Below are 26,125 nucleotides of genomic sequence, written 5' to 3'. Positions count from 1 at the left end.
CCCTAGCCCTGTCCGGATGGGTTGTCGTACCGCTCGATGGTGGTGCCGATGAGGCTCGCGACGACGATTCTGGGGAGCGAGTTGGGAGTTGGGGTGTGCGGGGGTGGGGTGGCCATCTGATCACTTCCGGGTGGGCGAGGGGCGCGTCATCGCGTCGCCACACCGTAGGAAGGTGCAGGTCAGGGGCCTATGTTGTGGGGCTACACAGTTTGGGAGAGGGGTGTGGGTGGGGGGAACCATGATCGTGAAGTACAAGCGGGCGCGGGACGCGAACGTCGTCAGCCAGGGTTTGTTCTATTGGTCCTGGTTGGTCGATCACCGGGGTGAGTTCCAGCTCCTGGTCCGCGCTCACCTTGGCGTGCTCGGCGAGCGAGTCCGGACCCAGCAATAAGTCTACAGCTGTATACTTACGTGTCGGATACCTCGCAGCATCACCACAGAGTGCGGGCCGCGAGGCGGCCCTGAGAGGGAACACGAGATGAACCTCAACCTGACCGGTAAGCGCGCGCTCGTCACAGGTTCGAGCGCGGGGCTGGGCAAGGAAACTGCGAAGCTGCTGGCAGCCGAAGGTGCCGCGGTCGTGGTCCACGGCCGGGACAAGGACCGCACGGAGGGGGTCGCGCAGGAGATCCGGGAGGCCGGCGGGACGGCCGGCGCGGTCGTCGGTGACCTCGCCGACGACCGCGCCGCCGCCGACGTCGCCCGCGCCGCCACTGCGGACGGCCCCGTCGACATCCTCGTCAACAACGCCGGTTTCTACCGGGACCTGTCCTGGACCGAAGCCACTCCCGACGAGTGGCGCGACACCTACAACGTCAACGTCGTCTCAGCCGTCCGCATGATCCAGCACCTGGTCCCTGCCATGCGCGAACGCGGCTGGGGTCGTGTCGTCACCATCGGCGGCGGGCTCGCCTCCCAGCCGATGAACACCCACCCCCAGTACAACGCCACCTTGGCTGCCCGGCACAACCTCGCTGTCTCCCTCGCCCGCGAACTCAAGGGCACCGGCATCACGTCCAACGTCGTTTCCCCCGGGGTGATCCTCGTCGAGGCCACCAAGGACCTCGTCACCAGCATCGGGTCCGCCCGCGGCTGGGGCCGGACCTGGGACGAGATCCAGCCCAACGCCGTCCGGGCTCTCCTCCCCAACGACCAGGAACGCTTCGGCGAACCGGAGGAGATCGCCGCAGCCGTCGCCTACCTCTGCAGTGACTACGCCCAGTACATCAGCGGAGCCACCATCCGCGTCGACGGCGGACTCATCCGCTCCGCCTTCTGAGCGCACACACCCCGCCATCACACGTGCCGACGACGGACGGCTACCCGTCGGCGCCGTCGGGACCGGTTCCAGGCACAGACGTGCCGCCCGCCTCGCGGATGACCGGTTCGAGCATGTCGGTGAGGAGGGCGGTGAGGCGGGCGTCATCGGCCGTGACGAGCGCGGTGGTACCGACGACGCTGCGCAGCAGCCATGTTCCAGCGACCAGCGCGAGGGCGAGCTGCGCGCGCACGTCGGTGTCCGATCCGTCGAGCAACCCTGCCAGACGGGCCCCCACGTTGGTTTCCACGCCCTGCCGGAGGATGCCCGCCGCCTCCGGATCCGGAGCCGAGCGCAACAACAGGAGAAACGGGTCGAGCCGCTCGGCGCCGGACGCGGTGCGCTCGGTGAGCGTGTGGGCGATGGCACCCGCCAAGCCGGTGCGTTCGTCGCCGACGATGGCCGACGGTGCGAAGGAACGAGCGACGGCCTGTGCGAACAGACCCTCCTTCGAGCCGAAGTAGCGGTTGATCATCATCGCCGTCACACCCGCCCGCTCGGCGATCTGGCGCACCCCGGCCCCGGCGTAGCCGTGCTCGGTGAACTCCACGACCGCTGCGGCGAGGATCGCCTCGCGCGTCGCGGCGGCGTCGCGTCTACGGGCGGGATGTGCAGTGCTCATGGTCAGGAGCATACGGGGCACCGATACATGGATTACGGGACGGTGGAGCCACGATCAGCGCGCAGACAGCCCCCGCTCCTTGGCCACCCGGCTCACAACGCGGGCCGCCGGCGCGGCCGACAGCAGCGGCATCAGCCACTGGGTCAAGGCGAAGTGCCCGAGGTGGTTCGTACCGAACATCAGCTCGTGACCGTCCCCCGTCTCCTCGCGCGGCGGGTCGTCGAGCGCGACGCCGGCATTGTGGACCACCGCGTCAAGGCGCTCCACCTCCAACGATTCCACCGCTGTCGAGAGCGACGAGAGGTCCGCGAGGTCCAGCCCTACGGCCCGCACCCGCGAACCGCGGACACGCGCACGGATCGACGCCATGGCAACTTCGGCCCTGAGGGGATTCCGACTGCCGAGCACGACCGTGGCCCCGAGACCGCGGCGGCCAATCCATCACTACCGACCAGGGTCATGCGGCAGATGGTGCGCTGCCTCGCCGGGTGAGGCACCGGATCCGCGCCGTGGGTCGGCGAAATTCCATGGTGTTCGCGCGGCCGCACACCGTACGGTCCTGGCCATGCTGCCGCCGGTGGAGACAGACGAAGAGTGGCACGCGATCGTGCCGGACGAGTCGGTGATGCGGCCCGCGGTGGAGGACCTCTGCGGGCGCCTCGGTCTGGCCGGCGCGCCCCTCGTCCGGTTCGCGGAAGGGACGCAGCCGGTCTACGCGGTGGGCGACGAGCACGTCCTCAAGTTGTTCCCCGGAGCCGCCGCCCGGGACGGCGTCGCCGAAGAGCGGGTGCTGTCGCACGTGGAAGGGCGGTTGCCCGTCGCGACGCCGCGGGTACGCGCCTGCGGCCCGTACGAGAACGGCTGGCGGTACGTCCTGATGTCCCGGCTGCCCGGCGCGAGTCTGGCCCACTGCTGGGACCGCATACCGCCGGCCGATCGCGAACGGCTCGTCGCCGGGATCGGCGAGGCGCTCGCCGTGCTCCACTCCCTCGATCCCGGCCCCTTGGAGGACGTGCTCGGCCCCGGGGACTGGGGCGCCTTCCTGGACCGCCGACGCGAACGCGCCGTGGAACAGCAGCGCACACGCGGGCTGCCGGCGGCCTGGCTGGAGCAGATCCCGGGGTTCCTGGACTCGGTCCCGCTGCCCCGGGCCCCGCGCCGTTCCCTGCTGCACACCGAGGTCATGCGCCGGCACCTCCTCGTCGATCCGGACGGCTGGCGACTGACCGGCCTCTTCGACTTCGAACCGGCCATGGTCGGTGACCGGGCCTACGACTTCGTCGCCGTCGGCCTGTTCGTCACCCGTGGCGAGCCGGCGCTGTCGGCCCGGCTCGCCACGGCGTACGGCCGCGCGTTCGCGCCGGACGAACTGCTCGCGTACACCTTGCTGCACGTGTACAGCGATCTCCCCCGGTATCTGCGGGAACTGCGCGTGCCCGCCGAAGGGACGCTGCCCGCTCTGGCCGAGGCATGGTTCGGCACGGCCTGACGACGCCACGCCGCCGCACAGAGGGGCGCCGGACCGCCCTGCGCGTGTCCCTCGGCAAAGAAGGAACGGCCGGCTTTCGGGGCCCGGCCAGGCCGGTCCTCACCAGGTGACCGGGAGCGCCTCGACCCCGTAGACCGTCGAGCCCTCGCGGAAGCGGAGGGCGGCTTCGGGGACGGCGAGCCGGAGGGTGGGGAAGCGGCGGAGCAGGGCCGGCAGGGCGATCTTCAGCTCCAGTCGGGCCAGTTGCTGGCCGAGACACTGGTGGGCGCCGAAGCCGAAGGACAGCTGGGCGACCGGACGGCGGCGCAGGTCGAGGTCGTCTGGGTGCTCGGGGACGAGCTCGGGGTCACGGTTCGCGGTCAGGGGAGAGAGCAGTACGTGCTCGCCTTCGGCGATCCGGTGGCCGTTGATCTCGACGTCGGCCACGGCCGTGCGCAGGAGCGGTGCGGGAATGGCGAGGTGGCGCAGGAGTTCCTCCACGGCCGTACCGGTGACGGCGGGGTCGTCGCGGAGGGCGGCGAGCTGGTCCGGGCTGCGGAGCAGGGCCAGCACGCTGAGGGCGAGCATGGTCGCCGTGGTCTCGTGTCCCCCGACCAGGAGGGTGGTGCCGAACCCGATGAGTTCCTCGTCGGTGAGCTCCGCGCCGTGCCGCCGCACCACCGTGCCCAGTACTCCGTCCCCGGGGGTCGCCCGGTTGCGGGCGACGATGTCCGCCATGGCGGCGTTCAACTCGGCCGAGGCGGCGACCAGCCCGTCGGCGTCGGCGGTCCCGTCCATGATCACCTGGGAGCAGCGCTGGAACATGGACCGGGTCCCGTAGGGAACGTCGAGCAGTTCGCAGATCGCCAGCGACGGGATGGGCAGCGCGAACGCCTCGACCAGGTCGACGACCGGTCCCCGCTCCGCCATGGCGTCGAGGTGGTCGGCGACGATCGTCTCGATCGCGGGACGCAGTCGCTCGACCTGACGGACGGTGAAGCTGCCGGTGAGCATGCGGCGGAGGCGGGCGTGTTCCGGGCCGCTGTAGGCGGGCAGGAAGCCCGGGTGGTTGAACAGGGTGCGCGGCAGCGCCGGGTCGATGCCATTGCCCGTCACCAGGCGCTCGTCCGCGAAGGCGGCCCGGACGTCGCCGTATCCGGTGATGACGACGGCCTCGATCTCGCCGCGCACCGGATGGAGGACGCGCAGTCGCGGCAGGCCGTCCTCCTCGCGCATCCGGCGCAGGTCCGGCGACGGGGCGAACGGGCAGGTCCGGTCCCGTTCGGAGGCTACGAAGGACGCCGGGCGGTGAGACGCCGGACGGCGGTCGGGCATGCTGTTGCTCCTCGGCTGCTTCGGTTCTGGGTACGCGGTCATGTGAGCGGTCATGTGAGCGGTCGTGGTAGCGGAACGGGAAGCCCGGCCGCTACCCGTGGTACCGGGTGGAGGCGTGGTGCCAGTCGTAGGCGCCGCGGATGGTGGTCTGAAGTGCCTCCGTGCAGTAGCGCTGGAGCAGGTCGCGTTCGGCCGGGTCGAGGTGGCTCGTGGCCGCGGCGCCGAGCAGGGACCGGTGGGCGCCGGTGAACAGTTCCAGGGCTTCGGCCCGGCGGCGGAGGGCCTGGTCGATCGCTTCCGTCCGGGAGAGCCCGTGGTCCCGTTCCAGACAGAGCACCAGGTTGTTCCGCTCCCCCAGCGCCGTGTCCTTCTCCAGGGAGACGATGTCGTTGTCGCAGATGATGAAGGTCTTCGTCATCTCGCGCATGACCGACAGGTGTGGCAGCGCGTAAAGGTGGTCCGGCAGGACGCACGAGGAGAGACGCTCGGCAAGATCGATGACCGGCGCCACGCCGATGGTATGGCGCCGGACCCGCAGGTAGGTGCCCAGCGGCATGGGCGTGGCGGTCTGCCGGCTGCGCGCCTCGTGGACGTGGTGGTCGAGATAGGAGGACCAGTGGGCCGCCGATCGCTGGATCCAGTCCTCGGGCATGTCCTGGCAGCTGCGTCGTCGCATGTCGGCGAAGGCACCGGCCAAGGGCAGCGGGGATGCCTCGCCGGTGGTGCCCTCCTTGACGAGTCCGACGAGGTGGCGGACCCGGTCGGCTGACCGGCCCCACTCCTCGTCGAGCGCGTCGTCGAACAGGAAGTACCAGCTCTGCTGGTCGACTCCGAGATCCAGTTCGCTTCCGGTCGCGTTCGGATAGAACATGGCCGCGATCAGCGGGAACTGCCCCCTGAGATGGTGGGCCTCCGCCGCTTCCGAGGACAGGAAGCCGAAGGACTTCGGCCAGGCGAGGTGACGGTCGTGGGCGGCCCGGAAGTCCGGGCTGATCCGGCGCGGGAAGGGGACGGGATCCGGGGCCTGGGCGAGGGGCTGGGTCTGGGCCGGTGGACTCGGATCCACGGATATGTACTCTGCTGTCGATGTCGTCAATGCCGTCGATGTCATGGTGTGGCGCACCTCCGGGAAAGGGAGCCGGCTCAGTCGGCCGGCCAGGGTGAGACGCGCATGGGCAGCGCATTGGGCCGGATCAGCGCTTGGATGACCGGCCGGACCCGGTGCCCCTCGACCGGCCGAGGTCGCCACCGCGAGACGATCGCGCGCAGGACGACCAGCATCTCGGTCATCGCGAAGTGGTCGCCGATGCACTTCCGGTTGCCGAGGGCGAACGGGACGTAGGCGCCCGGCGGAAGATCCTTCTCGGTACGGGCGAGCCACCGGTCCGGGTCGAACCGCAGCGGGTCCGGGTAGTACGCCGGGTCGCGGTGCATCGTCACCGCGCTGTAGACCAGCTCGGCTCCCTGCGGGAGCTCGACCCCACGGACCCGCACCGGCTCCAGAGCGCGCCGCATGAGCAGCCAGCTGGGCTGGTGGAGCCGGAGCACCTCCCGGAGGAACCGGTCGGTGAAGGGGAGGGTCGCCGCGCCGGGCAGGGCGTCGGCGGGCAGCGCGTCGCACTCGTCCCGGATCCGCCGGGTGATCTCCGGGCGTCGGCCGAGTTCGTGGAGGGCCCAGGACAGGGTGGTCGATGTGGTCTCGGCGCCGGCCATGAGCAGGGACAGCAGCTCGTCGCGGGCCTCCACGTCGGTCATCCCCCGCGGATTCCCCGGGGTGCCCGCGAACATGATCGACAGCAGGTCGCCCCGGTCGGTGGGGTCCTGACCGGCCTGCCGGGTCTGCCAGGCCCGCTGGGTCTGCCGGGCCTGCTGGACGGCGGTGTCCGCGAGCTCGCGCAGCGCCGCGGCGGCGGCCAGGTACTTGCGGTGTCCCAGCACTCGTGAAGAGGCGATCGACGCGGGCAGCACGGTGCCCACGAAGACCCCGCGCATCACCATGGTCAGATGCTCGGCGACCTGTTCCCCCAGTTCGGCGACGGCCGCGGCACCCTCCGGGCGTTCGGGGCTGAACAGCGTCGCCACGAGCATGACCGTCATCATCCGGCGCAACACCACGTCCATGGCGATCACCTCGCCCGGACGCCAGGCCGACACCTGCTCCTCGGCGATGTCGGTCATCGTGCCGACGCACGCGGCGATGCTGTTCCGGTGAAAGGCCGGTTGGAGCGCGCGCCGTTGACGAAGGTGGAAATCCCGCTCGGACGTGATGATGCCGTTCCCGATGAAAGGCCGTGCGACGTCGAACAGCAGTCCTTTGCCGAACTTCCTGCTCTGCGTCAGAAGAACGTCGTGGACGGCCTCCGGTGAGTTCAGGATGAACACCGGCCGATTCCCGAGGAATATCCTGACGATCTCGCCCCGCGTCCTGATCGATTGCAGGAACTCCACCCGTTTCACGGCCAGCTGCGGCAGGTGGCCGAGCAAGGGTAAGCGCCCCGGCACGATGGGGGCCGCCACCGCTGGAGCGGTGATGGAACGCACAGCTCTGCACCTCCCTGGAGCGTGAGCTCGAAAAGTCGCTCGCCTTTTGAAAGTTCGGCGGAACCTCAGCCGGCGTCAGCGTCGTCGGCAGGCTCCACGAGGGTGTACATGACCGACCGCTGCTGCTTGTGGCGTTGGACGCGTCCCTTGGCGACCAGGGACTCGAGGGTGTTCCGTACCACCTGCGGTGTCGGATTACGGCTCGGGTCCTTCTCCAGAAGTTCGTCCCGCAGTTCCTTCGCCGAGCGGGGTTCGTCATGACCGCTCAGCAGGTCCATCAGCGAGTCCCCGAGCAGAGGCCGGCCCGGCTTCCCCTTCGCGTCGCTCTTCGTCCTGGTCCCCGCTGGAGCCGTCCCACTCGGCGTCGCTGGAGCCGTCCCGCTCGGCGTCGAACGCCGCGTGGTCGCTCCGGCGGCGCTTCGGCGCTTCGCCTTCGCGATCGCGGGCTCGTCCTGTGCCTGCTCCGGCAGACGCGAGGCATCGGCGAAGCCTTCGTACCGCTCAGCGAGGTTGAGGATGTCCGACAGCAGGGCTTCCTCCTGCTTCAGCAGCTCGATCCTCTTCGCCAGCTCCTCCTGGCGCCTGCGGTTCTCCTCCAGTTCCGATGCGACCTGTTCCACGTATCGCGATCGGAGCTCGGCCGCTGCTTGGCTGCTCACACCTTCACTCCCTTGATATGGACGACGCGATGTCGACGCCGGACGGCTCGTCGAACATGTTCGCTCCTCACCATAAGGGCAAACATGCCTCTGCGTGTAGGCACAGGCATGCCAGGGCTTCACACATGTGTATGCGTCAGCACATATCGAACGGTGACTCACACCTCGTGGTCACACCTGCCTTACGTTGACAGCCCGATCGCACACATGTCAGCATCACCACCCGTTGAACGGGCTCCGACGCCGCGGCCGCGCGACACACTCACGCGGTTCCGGCCCGCCCATCCACCCCCATGACTGATCCGCCTGGTCGTCACGCAAGGACCGTTACGGAAATCGGCATCGGGTTCCGGGCTCGTGGCGGGCCGCGGCGGACGGGAAAGAGAGACGGACAGTTGTCCATACGTACGCCGGGACGCGGGTCCCGGCGCAGACCGAGACCTTGGTGGGCGAGCGCCGCGGCGCAGGCCCTGTGCGCGGCGATGCTCGCCTCGCTCGTCACGTTATTCACGCCGCCCGCGCCGGCACAGGCGGTCGAGGACCTCGACCAGCGGGCCATCACGTTCAACATGCAGGGTGGCACCCGATGGGAAACCGTCAGGACGAATCTGACCAAGGACGCCGACGTCGTGGTTCTGCAGGAGGCCACGACCGCCCCCTGGGACTTCACCAAGAGCGAAGTGATCACCGACAACCTCGGTGACACCGCGAAGACCCCGACCGGGCTGCCCAGCCTGAAGTACCGGGTCTACGCCCAGCAATGGGGTGAGCGAAGGAATCAGGGTGTCCTGCTCTACCTGGACGTCCTGGGCAAGGACGCCTGGGGCGCCGGTACCGGCGCCGACACCGGTGATCCGGAAACGGAGAACAACAGCCAGAAGTCCATGGCGATCTGGCTGCGGGACGCGCCCGAGGACCTCAAGGGCCTCAAGGACCGCGTCAAGGTCTTCCCCGCCCAGGACGCGGGCAACAAGTGGATCAGGTCCCGTCCGGCGTTCGGTGTGAAGGTCGGCACCACCTGGTACTTCGACATCCACGCCGCGTCGATCCGTTCCGGTGACACGCCTAACCCTCACACCGTCGCTCTGATCGACACGATCTCCCGGACGATGGCCGGTGAGCGCTGGCGGGCCCTGGGCGACTTCAACAGCTCCGCGGCCCCCACGCGCGGCAGGTTCCCCAACACGTTCTACGCGACGAAGAACGGCAAGCCCGACGGCGCGCCCACCACGACACAGCAGAGCGGCTTCGCGCTGGACTACATGATCGCGAGCGATCAGCTGAAGAACCTCGACGTGTCGACGACCGGCCGGAACGGCGGTTCCGACCACAATCCCGTCAGGTTCGCCCCGCGCAACACCCGCGTGTGCGCCAGTGACTGGAGCGAGCCGACGCGCTACAACTACGACGCCGCCGTCCGGCTCGCCGCGCGTGCCGCGCAGGAAGCGTGCGGTCCACCGCCCGCGGTCGTCTCCATGGGGGACAGCTACATTTCGGGCGAGGCGGGACGGTGGGCCGGCAACGCCCCCGCCTCCGCGGTCGGCTCGGCGTGGGGCACCGACCGGGCAGCGGTGAACTGCAACGGTGACGAGAGCGTGTGCGACCACGACCCGTCCAAGGTGTACGGCGACACGTCGTACGACAAGGGCGGAAGCGGGTGCGACCGGTCGGACTCCGCCGAGATCAAGGGCCTGACGGCCGACGACGTACCGCTGGAGCGGCGTTTCAACATCGCCTGCTCGGGAGCGACGACGGACAACGTCACCACGACCGGCTTCAAGGGCCGACGGCCCCAGATCGACGATCTGCGCGACATCGCCCGGAGCAACGACGTGCGCCTGGTCGTGCTGTCGATCGGCGGCAACGACCTGAAGTTCGCCGACATCCTCCAGGACTGCGTCAAGGCGTACTTCTACCCGTCCCTGTTCAACAAGGGCTGTCGCGGCGCCAAGGAGAAGGAGTTCGCCGACGGCCTCGACCCCGTACGGGCCAAGGTCGTGAAGTCGGTCGAAGCGATACGGAACGTGTTGCGCGAGGCCGGGCAGGAGGACGGCTCGTACCGGATCGTGCTGCAGTCCTACCCCAACCCCCTGCCGCTCGGCCGCGACTACCGCGACCCGGAGAACGCGCCGGTCCCGCCTGCCAACTACAGCCGGTACCTGAGTGGCGGATGCCCCTTCCTGGACGCGGACAGCGACTGGGCGCACTCCTCCGTGGTGCCGCGGATCAGTTCCATGCTGCGCGGCGCCGCCGACGAGGCCGGCGTGTCCTTCCTGGACCTGCAGGACGCGTTCGCCGGGCACGAGCTGTGCGGCAGGACGACGCAGCAGGCCGGCAAGGACCACAAGCTCTCCTCCCCGCTGCCCGCCGAGCGCGCCGAGTGGGTGCGGTGGGTGCCGTACCTGGTCGACGGCCTCAAGGACCTGCCCTGGCAGGCCCAGGGGAACCAGCAGGAGGCGATCCACCCCAACCACTACGGCCAGCTCGCCCTGGCCGCCTGCCTGACCAAGATCACGGCGAAGCTCGGTGGGGGCCCGGTGGCCTCGTCCTGCGTGGGCAAGCCGTCCGGTGCTCCCGGCTCCGTCGACGGAAGCGTCGACAGCGGTACGGTGCTGAGCAAGAGCAACCGCCGTGCCCCCGTGGCCGGGCTGCCGGACTGGAGCCGGGCCGGATACCGCGCCGGTGAGGCGCTGCCCACCGCCGCTTCCCGCACCTCAGACCCCACCTGCCACATCACCCCGTCCGAGCTCGAGCAGCGGTTCAAGGTGAGGGCCGACGACGGGCAGGACGACACGGCGGGGCTGCAGAGCGCCATCGACCGGATCCGTAACTCCTGCACGCCGGGCGCGGGCCCCAACAGGCTGTCGGTGATCGAGCTGCCCAAGGGGCGGCTCGACGTCAGCAAACAGCTCGCCGTGGACGCCTCCTACCTGGTCATCCGCGGGCAGGGGTCCGACCCGCAGGGCGGCACGCGGATCGTCTTCCGACCCGACGAGAACACCCGCTACGACAAGCTGACCGAGAAGGGCGAGCGCTGGAACCAGGGGGCGATGGAACACAAGTGTGAGTTCACGACGGGCAACAACGTCGGCACGGGTGGCTGGATATGGCCCGGACGCGGACTGTTCCGGGTGCAGACCCGCGAGGTCGCCGAGAAGTACCTCAAGATCTGCGGCTACCCCTCCAAGATCCCGGAGAACCGCCGTGACCTCTTCGAGGGCTCCGTCAACCAGCACTGGGAGTCGGGTGTCACCGTGGCCGGATCGCCGGCCGACGTCAAGTACGCCGCGCGCCAGGGCGACCGGGTGATCCAGCTGGACCCCAAGGCGAAGATGGACGCCTTCAAGCCGGGCGGCGATCTGTGGGTGGGTGCGGCCAACAGCCTCAAGTTCTACCAGTCCCAGGAGGTCGCCGGGGCCTCGGCGGACGACGGCCGGCTGGAGAACCTCCACATGCGCCAGCAGGTGTTCACCATCGCCTCGGTGGACGCCGCCCGCCACACCGTCACGATCGACAAGCCGCTGGAGTTCGACGTCCCGGTCGACTCCACCTCCGATGGCTCCCCACCGCTGGGGGTGAACGGCAAGCCCTACCCCAGCAAGGTCACCGCGCTGAAGATGATCACCGATGTGGGATTCGAGGACTTCTCCTTCACCGAGGACATCAACGGCCTGTCCAAGCTCGGCGGCGGTACGTATCGGCTCAGCCCGGCCGACGCGGTCCACAACTACGGCAACATGGCACCCGAGTACGCCATGCACGGCATCGTCTTCAAGTGGGCCGCCGACTCCTGGGTACGCGGTGTCCGCGCCGACATGACCGGCTCCCACCCCGTCGTCACCGAGGTGGCCAGGAACATCCAGATCGAGCACAACGTCTTCGACGGTGCCTGGAACAAGGGCAAGGGCGGCAACGGCTACCTGCGCGGATCCCGCGTCTGGGACTCCCTCTACGCCTTCAACACCAGCCGCAACCTGCGGCATTTCACCTTCCAGTGGTCGGCTTCCGGCAACGTCGCCATCGGCAACGACCTCGACTCCGACCTGAACCTGCACGGAGGCTGGGAACACCGCAACCTGTTCGAGAACAACACCGTGCACGTTCCCTACAACCACTCCTCCGGCGAGTGCACCACCAACTGCGGCGGTGAAGGCGGGGCCGGAGACAAGGGCACCTGGTGGCCGATCTACTGGGCCGCCGGCAGCAAGGGCATCGGCTGGTCCGGATCCACCGGCCCGCAGAACGTCTTCTTCCGCAACGCCCTGACCAAGCAGACGGCCCCAGGAGGTCCCTACGAGCCCTACCGGCCCTACGCCGACACCTCCAGGGTGTTCCAGTTCGGTTCCGCCGCCGGCGACGCGAGCGCCTTCCAGCACCTGAAGGGCGCGAACGGCCCCATCCAGGACTGGGCGGACAACGAGCGCGACGACTACACCGGCGGTGACGGCGTCAACGCCTCCAGAGCCGACGCCGGTCGTTCCCTGTTCCTGCGCGACTACCGCTCCTGAGTTCGACCCGTGTCCGTGCGCGCCCGTTTCCAGCGGATTTCGGCCCGCTGGAAACGGGCGCGCCGCGTATGGCTCCCTGGCACACGATGATGAACCGACGCCTTATGGAGTTCGACGACAGGCCGCCCCTCCGCCTGCGCACGGGGAACCCGTTCTTCATCCCGGAAGGCGCCGTCCACAACGCCCGCAACGTCGGCACGGTGACGACGCTGATGCTCTCCACGTACGTCGTCGACGAAACGAAGCCCCTCGTGACCACCTACCAGAGGGCTGCGGAGTGCCGTTTCCCGATCACTCGGATCGCGCTCTCCGGTCGGTGAGAAGGTCCGCGGTGGTGACGTCCCAGTCGACTCCGGAGAGCTCATGGCCGGCGGGAACGAGCGCGTAGGTGTGATCGAGCCACTCCGAGAGCGGTGGTATCGGCAGTTCGAACAGCGCCGCCATGTCGCCGGAGACCAGCTGGAGCCACGCGGTCGCCCGGTTCTCCGGATTCTCCAGGTGCTCCGGATTCGACGGCCAGATCTGGATGTCCCCGATTCCGCTCCTCGAGCGCAGGCCCTGCCGGAGCAGGTCCCGTCCGATGCGCCACAGGGCGCGCGGACCGCCCTCGACGCGGAACTCGACACACACGATCAAGGGGGCTCGCGGGTCGAAGCCGAACTCGGCCCGGATCGCCTGGCGTGCCGAGAGGCTCAGCACGCGCTCGATGTCCAAGGCCAGGTGAGACCGACCGTGCCGTGCCGTTCGGTCGGTGTGTACGCCTGGTTCGTAGCCGCTCATGACGCGTGGGTCCTTACCTGTGGGGGAAGCCGGTCCGGCTCACTCTCGTCCCCTGCGGAGCACCACGCATCAGTAAGTTGACCGCCGAAATCAGGCCCCGGCCGCGTGCGGCGGTCGGCGGCGTTAAGTCATTCGACTGCCCAGGGCGTCGCGCAGCGCGGCCCTGGAGGTGATGCCGAGTTTGGGGAAGACCCGGTAGAGATGGGAGCCGACGGTGCGCGGTGACAGGTGCATCCGTGCGCCGATCTCCTTGTTGGTCAGGCCGCCGGCGGCGAGATCCGCGATCCGGCGTTCCTGCCACGTCAGTGCCGCGAGGCACGCCGCGGAAGGGGAGGGGGAGCCGGGCGCACCGGCGGCACGGAGCTCGGCCCGGGCTCGTTCGGCCCAGGGGGGCGTGCCGAGGCGCTCGAAGGCTTCGGCGGCGAGCGTGAGGGTGTGGCGTGCGGCTTTGCGCCCTTGGGCGTGGCGGAGACGGATGCCGTGGGCGAGGCGGACGCGGGCGAGTTCGAAGGGGAAGCCTGCGGCGCCGGGGTGGGTTTCGGCGCGGTGGTACATGTCATCGGCTTCGGCGGGGTCGGTGGCGGTCATGGCGAGGGCGCCGTAGGTGAGGAGGGCGAGGCGGGGGGAGACGGCGGGGAGGCCGGCGTGGTGTGCGGCGAGGGCGTGGCGGCGTGCTTGTTCGGTGCGGCCGGTGTGGAGGGCCGCCTCGACGAGGTCGAGGAGGGTGCGGGAGGCCTGGTGGGCGTAGGAGGTGAAGGTGCCGGGGGATGTGATGCCGATGGCGTGGAGGTACGCGGCTTCGTAGTCGCCTTCGGTGAGGGCGGCGGCGGTGCCGATGGCGTCGGCGATCTGGGTGAGGAATCCGACGCCGCGGGGACGGGCCCAGGTGTCGACGGTGGCCTGGAGCTCTCGTGCGCGTTCGGTCCGGCCGCGCATCGCGGCGAGGAGGCCGAGGTACGCGTGTGTGTGGTGAGCGAACAACGCGTAGTCGTGCGCCGTCGTCAGGTCCAGGGTGCGCTGTCCGGTCCGTTCGGCCTCGTCCCACTCCCCCACCGCCATCTGGTCGAGCATGATCAGATGCAGCATGGTCATGGCCGATGCCACGGCCCCGGTCTCCACCTCGCGGTCGACGGTGCGCTGGAAGTGCGAGCGGTACTGGCCGAGGGTGTCGACGTGGTAGGCGGCGACGCCCAGGCGGGTGGTCTCCCACGGTTCGAGAGTGTGGAGACCGGCGAGGGCGCGCTCCAGCCGCTCGCGCACGCCGGTGCCGCGACGCACCACGTCACCCCAGGCGTCCTCGTAGATACGGGAGTTCGGGCACACCAAGTCGCCCAGGGAGCCGAGCAGCTCGTGCGTCCGCTCCCACGACGTCTTGTCGCTCGCGTACTGGCTGATGGCCAGGAGCAGGTTCACCAACCGGGTGAGCACCTCGTTCGGTTCCCGCGCTCCGCCGTCACGGATGTTCTCGATCGCCGCCGTGATGTGACACTGCGCGGACCGCACGTCTCCGTCCTCGTACAGCGCGACGTAGGCCGAGGTGAGGACCGAGGCCGGGGATTCGCTCGTCCCTGTCGTGGTGTCGGAGCGGACCAGTTGCCGAGCCCGGTCCAGCAGCCCGGCCTGGCCGGCGACGAACGCCGCGTCGCCCAGTCTCCGGGACCGTTCCTCGTGGCTCCGGCTCAGCTCCGCCGCCCGGGTCAGCCAGGAGACGGCGGTCAGCGAGGCGCCGCGCAGGGTGGCGGAGTCGGCGGCCGCGTCCAGCGCTGCCGCGACCCGCTCGTCGGGGTCGATCACGGAAGCCGCCAGGTGGATGGCGCGTCGTTCCACGTCCTCGCCGTGCACGTGTGCGAGGACCGCGTGGGCGGCGCGACGTTGGCCGGCGGTCGCCGTCTGGACGACCGCCGACCGCACCAGAGGGTGCCGGAAGACGAAGTCACCGCTGAGGGGATCGATGTCCAGCAGGCCGCGTGCCGCCGCCTCGTCGGCGTCCGTCATGCGGTAGCGCGTGCCGCGGCCGTGCCCGGTCGCCGTGCCCGCTCCGACGCCGTCCAGGGCGCCGCGCAGCAGTTCCGCGCGTACGGCGTCGTCGAGTGCCGCGATACGGGCGCCGTACACATGCTGGAGGCGCAGGGGCAGGGGGAGGGACAGGGGTGTGCCGATGTGTCCGGGCGATTCCCCCCGGTCGCTCGCTGCCCGGCCACCGCGCGTCACATGGGACGGCAGCTCCAGCAGAGCCAGGGGGTTCCCCTGGGCCTCGTCCAGGATCAGACGACGGATCCGGGGATCCAGCCCGGGGTTGCGCAGGTCCAGGAGCCGCTCGGAGGCATTCTCCGACAGTGTGGTCACGGGCAGTTGCGGGAGCGCCGCCGTGTCGAAGCCGGAGGGTACGTCGGAACGCAGGCCGACGAGGAGCCTTACCGGGCCACCGCTGAGTCTTCGTCCCACGAACCCGCACACCTCGATGCTGGAGGTGTCGAACCACTGGCCGTCGTCGAGTATCAGCAGGAGGGGTTTCCGCGACGCCGCGAGGGAGAGCAGGTCGAGGACGGCGATACCGAGTGTCATGACCGAGGGCGGCGCGCCCTCGCTTCTGCCGAAGACGACGTCGAAGGCCCTTCGGTGACTGTCGTCCAGCTGGTTGACGCAGGAGAGCAACGGATGCAGGAACTGGTGGAGGCCGGCGAACGGCAGCTCCGACTCGGCCTCGACGCCGACCGCCCTTATCACCCTGTGTTCCTTGCCCGAGGCGAGGTAGGCGACGTGGTCCAGCAAGGTGCTCTTGCCCACGCCCGCATCGCCCCGCAGGACGAGAGCCCGGCCCCCGGTGCCCGTCACGAAGCCGGACAGCGCCTCCTGCTCGGACTCGCGGCCGATCAGCGCCCCGTCGATCGACTCCATCGTCCTCACTTCCTCCTCCGCTTCCTCCCCCGTTTCCTCCTCCACTGAGCTTCACTGAGCTCCACTGAGCCGGCCCGTGCTCGGACGCTGTCGCGGCCGTTCGAGCGCGTGCAACCGAGGACCGCGCCCGTGTCAGGACGCTCCGATGCCGTGGAGCAGGGTGTCGACGACGACGTCCGCCGCCTGACCGGGACTCAGCTCGGGCATCTGCCGTGACACCAGGTGCATGAGCTGGGGCAGCAGCGCGCTCGCCCACCCCTCGGGGTGGTCGCGGCGCAGGAGGCCCTCGTCGGTGGCCCGCCGCAGAAAGGCCTCGACCTGGCGGACGGACGCGTCCCTGCGTCGGCGGACGTCCTCGTCGGTGAGCATGCGGGCGAGATCGACGGGCCAGGCGCGGTTGACGGCGATGACGTTCTCGACGTAGCGGTGCAGGGCGACGGCGACGGGCGCCTCCCGCAGCCGGGCGTCTTCGATGGCCTGTTCGACGGCGGTGAGACGGGCTTCGTAGATGGCGGTGAGGAGTTCCTCGCGGGAGGCGAAGCGCCGGTAGACGGTGCGCCGGTCCACGCCCGCCGCCGCCGCGATGCCGGCGATGCTGGCGCCGGGGTCGGTGGCGAGCATGCGGGCCCCTGTGGTCAGGACGGTTTCCAGGTTGCGCGCTGCGTCGGCTCTCACCGAACCGAGTCTAGCGCCACAGACTGACGGCGCGGACACATGTAAGTGCTACATTGGCGTGACAGTTAACGGATCGTCGGAACGAACCGGCACCACTGGAAACCGACATCACTGGAAGAGGGAAAGCACGTGATCATCTACGGTCGGCTTTTCATCGGGGGCTCCTGGGTCGAGCCGAGCGCCCCGGACCTGCTCGACATCGCCTCGCCGCACGACCGGTCCGTGGTCGGCCGCGCCGCCCAGGCATGGCCGGCGGACATCGACCGAGCGGTGTCCGCGGCGCGGGCGTCCTTCGAGACGGGCGCTTGGCGTCTGACCCCGCCGGCCGAACGGATCGCGGCCTTACGGAGGTTCAACGCGCTGCGCGAGGAGAACGCGGAGGAGATCGCGCACCTGATCTCCCTGGAGAACGGTTCGGCCGGATGGTTCACCCGCGCCGGACAACTGGGCCTGACCCGGCAGGCGAACGCCTACCTGAAGGCGGCGGAGGATTTCGGCTGGGAGGAGACGCTCGCCCCCTCCGACCCGGCGTCCCCCGTGCGCAGCGTGGTGCGCCGTGAGGCGGTCGGTGTCGTGGCCGCGGTGATCCCGTGGAACTCGCCGTTCTCCTCGGCCACCTCGAAGATCATCCCCGCTCTGCTCGCCGGTAACTCCGTGGTGCTCAAGGTGTCCCCGGAGAACTCGCTGAGCATGGGCTTCCTGGCCGGCCTGCTGGAGCGGGTGGGCCTGCCCGAGGGCGTGATCAGCGTCCTGCCGGCGGACCGGGAGACCAGTGAGTACCTTGTGTCGCACGAGAAGGTCGACAAGATCGCCTTCACCGGCTCGACGCGGGCCGGCCGCCGCATCGCCTCGATCGCGGGCGAGCAGCTCAAGCGGGTCAGCCTGGAGCTGGGCGGCAAATCCGCCGCGATCATCCTCCCGGATGCCGACATCGAGAAGGCCGTCGCGGGCGTGAAGTACGGCTCGCTGCTCAACAACGGCGAGTCATGTGTCGCGCAGACCAGGATCCTGGCACCGCGCGCCCGGTACGAGGAGGTCGTGGCCGCGCTGAAGGAACTGGTGGAGTCGCTGGGGGTCGGCGACCCGAACGCCCCCGGCACCTTCATCGGCCCGATGATCCGCCCCGATCAGCAGGAGCGCGTGCGCGACTACATCCGGCTCGGCATCGAGGAGGGCGCCCGCCTGGTCACCGGCGGCCCGCAGATCCCGGCGGGCCTGGAGAAGGGCAACTACGTCACACCCACCGTCTTCGCCGATGTCGACAACTCCATGCGCATCGCGCGGGAGGAGATCTTCGGCCCGGTCCTCGTCGTCATCCCCTACGACGACGAGGACGACGCCGTCCGCATCGCCAACGACTCCGAGTACGGCCTCTCCGGTGGCGTCTGGTCCTCCGACGAGAAGCACGCCCTGGCGGTCGCCCGCCGCGTCCGCACCGGCACCGTCACGGTCAACGGTGCCTCCCTCGGCTTCGACGGCCCGTTCGGCGGCTTCAAGGCCAGCGGCATCGGCCGCGAGTACGGCACGGTCGGCCTCGGTACCTACACCGAGTACAAGACCATCACCGTGTGACCCGCCATGCGACCCGTCGTATGACCCGTCGTGTGACCCGCTGCCCGGCACACGCGAACGGCATCACACCCGAGGCGTCGTCACGCCCGGACGACGTGGTAGCTCAGCGCCGCCCACGGAAGGTCGGACTGCGCGAGAGACCCGGTGGCCCACGAATAGGCGCCGGTGCAGCCGGCTCCGGGGTGCAGCACCACGGACGCGGAGCCGGAGACGACCTGAACGGAGCGGGCCGACGCCGGCAGGGTGTGACACGTACCGAAGTCGTCGAGGTCGACCTTCGCCACCGTCCCCGTTCCGTGGGTACCCGAGTAGAGGTACGCGCCCTCCCGTAACGGCGGCCAGTCGGCGGCGTACGCCGTCCCGGCCCCAAGGCCGATCAGAGCCACGGCCGTGGTGAAGGCAGCGGCGGTGGCGCGGAGTTTCGCCCTGGGGATGAACATGCGAACACCTTTCGTGTGTGACGAGACCGGTGGAGACCCGGTGGAGACATCGGCCGCCCGGCTCGTCCGGCTCGTCCGGCCCCTCCGGCTCGTCCGGGTGAGTGCGGCCGACGATGAACTCTCGCATGTTCAACGGTATGTCGGTGAGGGCAATACCGGTCACACATACGTGTGACGGCTGGTGTGGCCCGACAGGTGGTCACACCTCCGGGAGGGGCGAAGCCGCCCTCACGCATACGTGTCTCCTGTTAACGTATGGTCAGCACCCATACACAGCACCGTCCATGTGATCCAGACGCGGCACAGCCAGGCAGCCGTTCGGTGACGCCGAGTCTCAATGCGACCCGGAGAGAAGAAACCTATGACATTCAAACCGTTCAAGCTGACGGTTGCCGCTTTCACGAGTGCAGTCGCCGGAGCGGCCCTGCTCTTCTCGGCGGGACCGGCGTCCGCGGACAACCCTCCTTACAGCGACTGCCCGGCGTGGGCGCTGTGCCTCTACCAGAACGGCGGCGGAACGGGTTCGAAGGTGGTCGTCACCCCTCCCCCGGCGGGCGGCAACACAAAAATCGTGAGACTCATAAACACCCATTTCCGCAACGGGGAACTGGCCGACAACCAAGTCTCGTCCTGGCTGAACAACTCGCAGTGCTCGGTGCAGTTCTGGGACGACTCCAGCGGGGAGCTCCACCCTTCCGACCTGGATTACGCACCGTCATGGCAGTGGGGCCTGAAGGGTGACTACGCCTTCGGGACCTCCAAGGCGTACAACAACGACAGGATTTCCTCCTTCCGTTTCTACTGCCCGTAGATAGGGAGCGCGGGGCACTCGACCGGACGAGCACGCGCCGCCCACGCGTCCGGGTAGCCGGATCTGGCGGGTGGGCGAGCGGTTGGCGTCGGTGGGAGGAGCGGCTCGGAAAGCAGGGCCCACACGCTACAGGGGGGACGCGCGGGCATGGGATCAGCGGTAGCCGGTCAGGCCGTCCACCAGCTCCTCCTCGTCACCGTCACGCCGTGCGTAGAGGGCCTGCTGGAGGGCGAAGGTGCCGCGGATGGCGGCGATGCGCCCTCTCACGCCCTCGTCGACCCCGTGCAGGGCGAGGACTTGCCGGAGGAGTTCCTCGCCGTAGCCGGCGCCGATGGCGGCGAGGTCCTCGGCGGGGTCGCCGAGGGAGACCTCGTCCCAGTCGACGACGCCGCTCAACCGGGGCAGCCCGTCGATGGTCTCCCACAGGACGTTCTCGCCGCCGAGGTCGCCGTGCACGACGGCGGCGGTGAGGTGCGGGAGGGCGTCGAGGACGGCCAGTTCCCGCTCGGCCCGCTCGCGGCCGGCGGGGGACATCAGCGGGAAGAGCTCCGCGCTGACGCCGTCCGCGAACTCCCGCCACTCCCCCTCCGGTGCCTCCGGCAGGGCCGCGCGCACCTTCTCCTCGGCACCCGCCGCGGCGAGCCCGGCGCAGGACGGCGGCCCGCTCGGGCAGCCGGGCCGCGGCGGCCTCGGTGCGGGCGAAGCACACCACGCGCCCGGTGCCGATCACCACATGGTGGAACTGCCCTTGGTGCACGGTCCACTCGTCGAGCTTGTCACCGGACAGCAGCCGCTCCAGCAACGCGCGGTGCTTCTCGAGAACCTCCATGATCAGCGCCTTCTCCTTACGGTTACCGGTTTCGAGGTATGACGGTGGATCCGATCGGATACACGACATGCTGCGGCACCTGTGGTTCCCGGTGACCGGGATCGCCGACCTGCGGATCGGCATCACGAGCGGCGCCCTCCTTGGGCGAGGACCTGGTGGTCTACGGCGGCGAGCGGCCCAATGAGGGGCGGCTACGGCGCCCACGCCGACGACGAGCTGTCGGGCACGCGTGAGGATTCGGTCACCGAGGGGCCCGTCTCGCGGCGACGCCTGGCCCAGAACGGGGTGTCCCAGCGTTTCTCGCTCCCGTAGCAGATGCGGCGCGCGTGGAGGTATTCCTCATGGCTTGACGCGATCCGTTCCGCGTAGGCGTCCAATGCCCCTGAGGAGCCCGCGGCATCGGCGTTGACGGCGTCGGCAGCTGTGATACCGGTGGCCAGAGCGGTGAGAATGCCACGTGCCGCGATCGGATCCGATGCGGTGGCGGCATCACCGACCGCCGCCCAGCCCGGTCCGGCCGCAGGATGGGTGCAGGATGTCGCTGCCCGTACGACGCGCAGCCGACCCTGGAGCGGTACGGCGTGGCGTACGCGTCCGCGGACATGCGTGGTCGTCATGAGCTGCTTCCACCAGCGCTCGGGAGTGTGGAGTGCGCGTTGCCCGACGAGGTCGGCATCTGTCATTGCCATGACGACACATGCGCCTGCGGACAGCGGTGCTGTATACCACCAGCCCAGGGCAGCTGACTCGACAAGCGACGTGCGGGGAACCTCTCGGCGCGAGGCACCGGGCGGCAGGAGCGCCGCGACCGCGACCAGATGATCGGTCCGGGTGACGGCGGTCCCGGTGTGACGGGCGAGGCACGCGGCCGCGCCGGTGGCGTCGAGGAGATACCGGGCGTGGATCGTCGTGGCACCGACGACGACCTGCCACTGCCCGCCCACTCTTCGTGCCGACCTGACCCGACCGGTCAGTTCATGGGTGCCCGCCCGGCGGGCGGCATCGGTGAGTGTGCGGTCGAAGAGGACACGGTCGAGGTGCCACCCCGCTCCGTAAGGGCTGAAGAGGAAATCGGTTTCGGTGAGCGTGTCGTTCCCCCAGGCCGACTGATTGCCGAAACACGGTGTGTGCGGTCCGGTGGTGATCCGGTCGAGTACACCGAGGCGCGCGAGCAGCGGCCTGGCTTCCGGTGCCAGGCTCTCCCCGGGCTTCCATCGGGGCATGCGGCCGGGATCGACGACAAGGACGGCAGCACCGTGGCGCCGAAGGGTGATGGCGGCGGCGTTGCCCGCCGGTCCTCCGCCGGCGATCAAGACGTCACAGGCCAGGTCAGGAGCGCGGGTGCCCATCAGTGAACGGCGCCCATGCCGGTGATGTCGGGTCGGCTGATCGCTGTGGCGGCGGCGACCGCCTTCTCCGCCGGCACCGGCGAGGAGAGCAGGACCCGGGCCTGTGGGGGCGTCAGGTCCGGAAGCGGGCAACCGGCTGCGATCCAGGCGACAGCGATGTCGTGACCGGTCTTCCCCGTGCCCGGTACCACTGCGGCGTATGCCTGGCCCATCGGCTTCGTGGGGGCGAGCAGGTCTTGGATGAAGGAGCTCTGGTCGGGGTTGCCGGGCGAGACGAGCGAATTCTCCGGATGGGCGATGGCGCTCAGGAGCGAGGCGGTCGGCTGAGTGAACCACCAGGCCACCGACTCCTTCCTGGTCCGCGTGGGGTCCGTGGGATCCGGGCCGGTGATGAGGGTCCGGGCATGCGCGACGGCGCCTGTCTGACGTGGACGCAGGGTGTCGACCAGCAGGATCATCGCCTCGAGCGGCGTGAGCTCCGGCTTCGGCTTCGAGGGGGCCGCGAGCCAGCGTGTCCACTGGCGCCAGAGCTCCAGCTCGGCGTCGTTGAACACCTTGTACATGGGGCCGGTGTACGTGGTCAGCGCGAAGAAGGGGCTGTTGTCCGGGTCGCCGGCCTGGATGAACCCGGACTCCTGGAGTTCCCGGAGCAGACCGGACGGGTCCAGGAACCAGTCGTTGAGATGGTTCTCGCCCAGCTGCTTCCCGTCGTGGTTGAGGGAGGCGAACGGCGCCTTGTGGTTGATGAGGTCGATCAGCCGGTCTTCCGGAGTGGGCGGGTTGTCCACCAGCGCCCTGAGGTCATTGCCCAGATTTCCGGTGGTGGCGAAGGCCACGTAGCCGTTCCAGATGCGCTGCCACTGTTGCTGGACGGCCTCGTCACCGCCACGGTTGTAGACCTCTTCCAGATACTGGATGACCGCATCGCGGGCCTTGGCACCGTGCCCCGCGGCCGCATTGTCGATACCGATGTGCATCTTGTAGAACTGCGAGCTGATGCCGTGGTAGTCGAACAACTTCACGTCCGGCGCCACCCCCACCACCTCCCACTCCAACTGCACTGTCATCCCGAGAATCTCGGGGAAGAACTGCTGCGAGTGCTGGGAGATCGCCAGCAGGAAGGCGCCGACGGTGTATGCCGAGTCGAGCATTTCGGGCAGCATCGCGAACTCGTAGGAGTCCACCGGCGGCAGGTACAGGCCCACGCTGTGCAGTAGGTCGGAGTAGAGGTTCGAGTGGTTCAGAGCAGGATCCCCGCCGCCCATCTCATCCATCCAGATGGCGAACAACAGTGAGTGGACCCCGCTGATCGGCCCGACCGGGATGGCATTACGCAACCAGGCACCGTCAAGCAGGTTGAACGGCGCGAACTGCCGGATCCGCTCGACCAGATCGCGGCGGCTGGGGAACGTCGGGTCCGCCGCCGGGTCGGAAGCATCGGCATCCTGGACGAGCTGCGTGTAGATGAGCTGCAGCCGCGCTTCGAACGCATCGCTCGTATACCGGAACGGGCGCAGCGTCAGCGGACACGTCGGATCACCCTGTGTCGCCACCGCGTCGTCGAGGACCGACTTCGCGTAGTCCCGGGCATCCTTGGCGTGCTCGGGAAACCGGTCGGGGTGCTGCAGGACGTAGAACCACTCGCGGTCGCTGAGTCCGACCTTCTCGGCACGTTCGGTCTCCACCAGTACCGTCTCGCCCGCCACACCGGTGCGGGCGACGACGAAACCGAGACTGCTCCACTTCTCGACCATGTCATTGTCGCCCGCGTGCTCGCGGATCACGCTCCAGTGTTTCACGCGGTCCTGATAATGCTGCTTGCTCTCACCCGGCAGAGGATCGAGGTCGGGCGTCTGGACCGGCTGGACTCCCACACCGCGCGCCCAGGGTCTGCGCCAGGTGCTCAGCTCCGTCGACCTGGCGCTGCCCTGTGCGTCCCGGATAAGACCGCGGTACTGCTCTTCGGGCAGCACGTCATCCGGGCGTTGAGCCGGCCACCAGTGGGTGTTGCACTCGTAGAAGTCGGCGTGCCACGGGACGGCCATGTACTTGGTGACGTCTCCTGCCGTCAGGTCCTCGCGCAGCCGGAACGGTCCGGCCCAGGTGGCGGGTTCGTCGGCGATGAACGTCATCTCGATGCCCGGGAAGAACGGGCCTCCGACACATGATTCGAGTGCGGCCCGTACGAGTGCGTGTGGCTGGTCGGCGACAGGCAGGCCGTCCAACGGCACGGGTTCGGCGGCGCTCGTGCCGTCGGCGATGAAGTCGCCTGCGGCCCAGCGGCGCAGCCGTTCGTACTGTCCGGGCAGGATCGTGAACCACGTACGGGGCTTACCGTTGATCGGGTCGCCGTCGTTCCCCGCGAGCTGGGGCATGAACGCGTAGTTCGCCTGGGTCACGTCCTCGGCACCGGGGGTACGGAGCCGGTTGAACACGGCGTTCCGGAAGTCCGCGTCCTCGGAGGCGTTCGATGCCAGGCGTGCCAGGCGTTCCGGATCGAGGAAGTCGCCCGGTCCGTTCTCGCCGTGTCCGCGCAGCGCGTTCGCGTTCACCCAGGCGTATCCGCACATGCGGGCGAGCACCGGGTAGACGTCCCGGCTGAACGACACCTCCGCCGCCGGGGGCACCCAGCCGGCCTGCTCGGCGACCTCCCGGGTGACGTCGTAGAGCGTCACCAGGTTCTGGGTGTCCGGAGCGAAGTCGGGCGGCGCGACGATCACCCAAGCGGATGTCACCGGGATCGTTCGCCCGCCGGCGGTCACCGTCGCCGTGACCGGACCGTCGGAGACGTCGTCATGCCAGAAATCGTTGTTCGCATAGGTCACCAATGGGTTGTTCGGCTTCGCGGACGCCGCGTGCCCGAATCCGCCCAGCACCAGGAGCCGGCCCGTCTCGTCCGTACGCAGTTCTCCGAGCGGGACCGGCGTGCCGAGGAACGTTCCCGTATCGAAGCGTGCACCGCTGCCATCGGCATTCGGACCATTCACACTGCGGACCCCGGGGGTGATCATCAGTGCCGCGCGTGCCTGCGCGTCGGCCGGATCCACCTGCTGATTGCGCAGGTTGTCCGCAGAGTCCGACTGGTGGAATCGCCCGTGGAACTTGTACCAGGCCGCCTTCTTGTTCGCCAGCTCGACCGACCACGTCACCTCCGCGTCGGCCGCGGTCACCTCTCCCAGGACGTTGTGGTCCTTGTCGTACCCGTAGATACGAAAGCGCGCCGCCTGGCGCTTCACCCGTCCTTGCGCGTCTTTGAATCCCCCCACCGGGTTCCCGCGGACCCCTGGCGCCTCCGGGCCTACGAAGAATTCATCCGGGCTATTGCCGACACGGGCCACTCCCAACGTCGGGTGAATTTCGCAATAGGCAATGTCATCGAGATTCACAGCAGCCTCCGCACAAGACACATCAGTAGCAGCCCGGACACCGACACCTGTCCGGCTTGGTTTTTGCTCCGCCGCGCGGGAATCCGCCGCAAACCATATAGTCACGCACTCGTGCTGCCGCAAAGACATACGCCGCGCCGAGATGGCCGGGAGGATTGTCAGCCGGACACCCCCGCCCGGCGGATCCGATCAAGAGCACGCCGTTCTCCGCGCCCGGCGGCCATTCCACCAATGGCGGTGACAACTCACGCCGCGCACCCGAACGGCGCAGCGTCCCAGGGCACCCCAGATGAAGGCCGCAAGATACCCGGACTCCCTTGAGAGCAGGACACCCGGGCGGCGTCGTCGACACGGGCGACGACTGTCGCGTCTCAGGCGATTTGGTCCTGTCTCAAACGATCTGAGCCGATTCACTTATGGGGTCCAGCCAAGATGCCCACATACACTTGCCATTTCACCCGAAGCATCCATTCGCCGCTCGAATGGCCGGGAGTGACTCTAGGTCAGGCGCAAGCTCGATGGGAGCATGGGCATGCCAAGAAGTGGGCATCGATCATCTCGATGACTTCCAGGGGGAATTATGCGGATACATACCCGTATACGCACGGCCTCGGCTGCGCTCGCCGTTGTTGCGGCTAGCCTCACGTTCACCACCGTCGGAACCGGATCCGCCAATGCGGCGAGCTGTCCCCCAGGTGGCCAGGTGCTCGGAGCCATCCAGAGCATCAAGGTGGGCACGCAGACCATCGGCCAGTTCTACCTCGGGTGGAACTGCAACGGCGCCTACACCGAGGTCAACCTGTGGAACACCAACTACGTCAACAACTGGAGTTTCGGCCAGGTCGACGTGAAGTCCAGCTCGAACAGCTCTGTGAACTCGAACAAGCCGGTGCTGAACAACGGCACGTATTGGTTTGACGCCGGGTACATTCCA

Annotated in this window: 18 protein-coding genes and 2 pseudogenes; 7 read left to right on the top strand and 13 right to left on the bottom strand. The window is 69.0% G+C overall.

Annotated features, from left to right (window positions below; all coding sequences use genetic code 11):
- The first annotated feature begins 478 nt into the window (after positions 1 to 478).
- Positions 479 to 1,279: an SDR family NAD(P)-dependent oxidoreductase gene (locus ACX9I7_RS30580; RefSeq protein ID WP_459389170.1), complete on the top strand. Its 801-nt coding sequence runs from the start codon at positions 479 to 481 to the stop codon at positions 1,277 to 1,279.
- Between the two features lie 40 nt (positions 1,280 to 1,319).
- Here the strand turns inward: ACX9I7_RS30580 and ACX9I7_RS30575 are convergent, their stop codons facing one another.
- The gene (locus tag ACX9I7_RS30575) at positions 1,320 to 1,940 is read right to left on the bottom strand and encodes a TetR/AcrR family transcriptional regulator (RefSeq protein WP_459389169.1); all 621 of its coding nucleotides are present in this window, start codon (positions 1,938 to 1,940) and stop codon (positions 1,320 to 1,322) included.
- A 90-nt stretch (positions 1,941 to 2,030) separates the two neighbouring features.
- Positions 2,031 to 2,378, bottom strand: a pseudogene (locus ACX9I7_RS30570) (SDR family NAD(P)-dependent oxidoreductase); the annotation flags it as partial.
- A 127-nt stretch (positions 2,379 to 2,505) separates the two neighbouring features.
- Between ACX9I7_RS30570 and ACX9I7_RS30565 the strand changes: the two are divergent.
- Complete coding sequence (locus ACX9I7_RS30565) at positions 2,506 to 3,429, top strand: phosphotransferase family protein (RefSeq protein ID WP_459389168.1); 924 nt, start codon at positions 2,506 to 2,508, stop codon at positions 3,427 to 3,429.
- 99 nt (positions 3,430 to 3,528) lie between these two features.
- Here the strand turns inward: ACX9I7_RS30565 and ACX9I7_RS30560 are convergent, their stop codons facing one another.
- The 4 genes from ACX9I7_RS30560 to ACX9I7_RS30545 form a co-directional block, all read right to left on the bottom strand.
- Positions 3,529 to 4,743 carry a cytochrome P450 gene (locus tag ACX9I7_RS30560; RefSeq protein ID WP_459389167.1) on the bottom strand — a complete coding sequence of 405 codons (1,215 nt, stop codon included), beginning with the start codon at positions 4,741 to 4,743 and terminating at the stop codon, positions 3,529 to 3,531.
- 91 nt (positions 4,744 to 4,834) lie between these two features.
- The gene (locus ACX9I7_RS30555; protein WP_459389166.1) at positions 4,835 to 5,809 is read right to left on the bottom strand and encodes a terpene synthase family protein; all 975 of its coding nucleotides are present in this window, start codon (positions 5,807 to 5,809) and stop codon (positions 4,835 to 4,837) included.
- 77 nt (positions 5,810 to 5,886) lie between these two features.
- Positions 5,887 to 7,245 (bottom strand): cytochrome P450, encoded by a 1,359-nt coding sequence (locus ACX9I7_RS30550; RefSeq protein ID WP_459389171.1) that lies wholly within the window; start codon positions 7,243 to 7,245, stop codon positions 5,887 to 5,889.
- 104 nt (positions 7,246 to 7,349) lie between these two features.
- The gene (locus ACX9I7_RS30545) at positions 7,350 to 7,943 is read right to left on the bottom strand and encodes a BlaI/MecI/CopY family transcriptional regulator (protein WP_387574015.1); all 594 of its coding nucleotides are present in this window, start codon (positions 7,941 to 7,943) and stop codon (positions 7,350 to 7,352) included.
- A 395-nt stretch (positions 7,944 to 8,338) separates the two neighbouring features.
- On the opposite strand from ACX9I7_RS30545, the gene ACX9I7_RS30540 reads away from it, so the two are divergent.
- Together ACX9I7_RS30540 and ACX9I7_RS30535 are read left to right on the top strand one after the other, a co-directional pair.
- Complete coding sequence (locus ACX9I7_RS30540) at positions 8,339 to 12,451, top strand: GDSL-type esterase/lipase family protein (protein WP_459389165.1); 4,113 nt, start codon at positions 8,339 to 8,341, stop codon at positions 12,449 to 12,451.
- Between the two features lie 104 nt (positions 12,452 to 12,555).
- Entirely contained in the window at positions 12,556 to 12,771 is a 216-nt protein-coding gene (locus tag ACX9I7_RS30535) for a cupin domain-containing protein (RefSeq protein WP_459389164.1), read from the top strand.
- Here the strand turns inward: ACX9I7_RS30535 and ACX9I7_RS30530 are convergent.
- From ACX9I7_RS30530 to ACX9I7_RS30520, 3 genes are all read right to left on the bottom strand, one after another.
- Complete coding sequence (locus ACX9I7_RS30530; protein ID WP_459389163.1) at positions 12,743 to 13,165, bottom strand: SsgA family sporulation/cell division regulator; 423 nt, start codon at positions 13,163 to 13,165, stop codon at positions 12,743 to 12,745. The genes ACX9I7_RS30535 and ACX9I7_RS30530 overlap by 29 nt on opposite strands.
- Before the next feature lie 189 nt (positions 13,166 to 13,354).
- The gene (locus ACX9I7_RS30525) at positions 13,355 to 16,129 is read right to left on the bottom strand and encodes an ATP-binding protein (RefSeq protein WP_459389162.1); all 2,775 of its coding nucleotides are present in this window, start codon (positions 16,127 to 16,129) and stop codon (positions 13,355 to 13,357) included.
- Positions 16,130 to 16,261: 132 nt separating this feature from the next.
- Positions 16,262 to 16,750, bottom strand: a complete 489-nt coding sequence (locus ACX9I7_RS30520; protein ID WP_387574210.1) for a TetR/AcrR family transcriptional regulator — start codon at positions 16,748 to 16,750, stop codon at positions 16,262 to 16,264.
- Positions 16,751 to 16,933: 183 nt separating this feature from the next.
- Here ACX9I7_RS30520 and ACX9I7_RS30515 point away from each other — a divergent pair, with 183 nt between their 5' ends.
- A complete protein-coding gene (locus tag ACX9I7_RS30515; protein ID WP_459389161.1) occupies positions 16,934 to 18,376 on the top strand; it encodes an aldehyde dehydrogenase in 1,443 nt (480 codons plus the stop codon).
- Positions 18,377 to 18,456: 80 nt separating this feature from the next.
- On the opposite strand, the gene ACX9I7_RS30510 is transcribed toward ACX9I7_RS30515, so the two are convergent.
- On the bottom strand, positions 18,457 to 18,816 hold the full coding sequence (locus ACX9I7_RS30510; RefSeq protein ID WP_387574027.1) for a hypothetical protein: 360 nt from the start codon (positions 18,814 to 18,816) through the stop codon (positions 18,457 to 18,459).
- Positions 18,817 to 19,177: 361 nt separating this feature from the next.
- On the opposite strand from ACX9I7_RS30510, the gene ACX9I7_RS30505 reads away from it, so the two are divergent.
- The gene (locus ACX9I7_RS30505) at positions 19,178 to 19,627 is read left to right on the top strand and encodes a peptidase inhibitor family I36 protein (protein ID WP_387574029.1); all 450 of its coding nucleotides are present in this window, start codon (positions 19,178 to 19,180) and stop codon (positions 19,625 to 19,627) included.
- A gap of 153 nt (positions 19,628 to 19,780) precedes the next feature.
- On the opposite strand, the pseudogene ACX9I7_RS30500 reads toward ACX9I7_RS30505, so the two are convergent.
- The 3 genes and pseudogenes from ACX9I7_RS30500 to ACX9I7_RS30490 form a co-directional block, all read right to left on the bottom strand.
- Positions 19,781 to 20,456: pseudogene (locus tag ACX9I7_RS30500) on the bottom strand (phosphotransferase family protein).
- Positions 20,457 to 20,647: 191 nt separating this feature from the next.
- The gene (locus ACX9I7_RS30495) at positions 20,648 to 21,805 is read right to left on the bottom strand and encodes an NAD(P)/FAD-dependent oxidoreductase (RefSeq protein WP_459389160.1); all 1,158 of its coding nucleotides are present in this window, start codon (positions 21,803 to 21,805) and stop codon (positions 20,648 to 20,650) included.
- A complete protein-coding gene (locus tag ACX9I7_RS30490) occupies positions 21,805 to 25,191 on the bottom strand; it encodes a LodA/GoxA family CTQ-dependent oxidase (RefSeq protein WP_459389159.1) in 3,387 nt (1,128 codons plus the stop codon). The genes ACX9I7_RS30495 and ACX9I7_RS30490 overlap by 1 nt, the downstream gene beginning before the upstream one ends.
- Positions 25,192 to 25,894: 703 nt before the next feature.
- On the opposite strand from ACX9I7_RS30490, the gene ACX9I7_RS30485 reads away from it, so the two are divergent.
- The coding region (locus tag ACX9I7_RS30485; RefSeq protein WP_459389158.1) for a hypothetical protein at positions 25,895 to 26,125 on the top strand (231 nt) is incomplete at its 3' end.

The sequence above is a fragment of the Streptomyces sp. L500 genome (assembly GCF_054551825.1).
This window is presented reverse-complemented; position numbering and strand designations above follow the sequence as displayed.

Coding starts and splice junctions, on each gene's coding strand:
- ACX9I7_RS30580 (WP_459389170.1), top strand. CDS start 479: ATGAACCTCAACCTGACCGGTAAGCGCGCGCTCGTCACAGGTTCGAGC.
- ACX9I7_RS30575 (WP_459389169.1), bottom strand. CDS start 1,940: ATGAGCACTGCACATCCCGCCCGTAGACGCGACGCCGCCGCGACGCGC.
- ACX9I7_RS30565 (WP_459389168.1), top strand. CDS start 2,506: ATGCTGCCGCCGGTGGAGACAGACGAAGAGTGGCACGCGATCGTGCCG.
- ACX9I7_RS30560 (WP_459389167.1), bottom strand. CDS start 4,743: ATGCCCGACCGCCGTCCGGCGTCTCACCGCCCGGCGTCCTTCGTAGCC.
- ACX9I7_RS30535 (WP_459389164.1), top strand. CDS start 12,556: ATGGAGTTCGACGACAGGCCGCCCCTCCGCCTGCGCACGGGGAACCCG.
- ACX9I7_RS30525 (WP_459389162.1), bottom strand. CDS start 16,129: ATGGAGTCGATCGACGGGGCGCTGATCGGCCGCGAGTCCGAGCAGGAG.
- ACX9I7_RS30520 (WP_387574210.1), bottom strand. CDS start 16,750: ATGCTCGCCACCGACCCCGGCGCCAGCATCGCCGGCATCGCGGCGGCG.
- ACX9I7_RS30510 (WP_387574027.1), bottom strand. CDS start 18,816: ATGTTCATCCCCAGGGCGAAACTCCGCGCCACCGCCGCTGCCTTCACC.
- ACX9I7_RS30505 (WP_387574029.1), top strand. CDS start 19,178: ATGACATTCAAACCGTTCAAGCTGACGGTTGCCGCTTTCACGAGTGCA.
- ACX9I7_RS30495 (WP_459389160.1), bottom strand. CDS start 21,805: ATGGGCACCCGCGCTCCTGACCTGGCCTGTGACGTCTTGATCGCCGGC.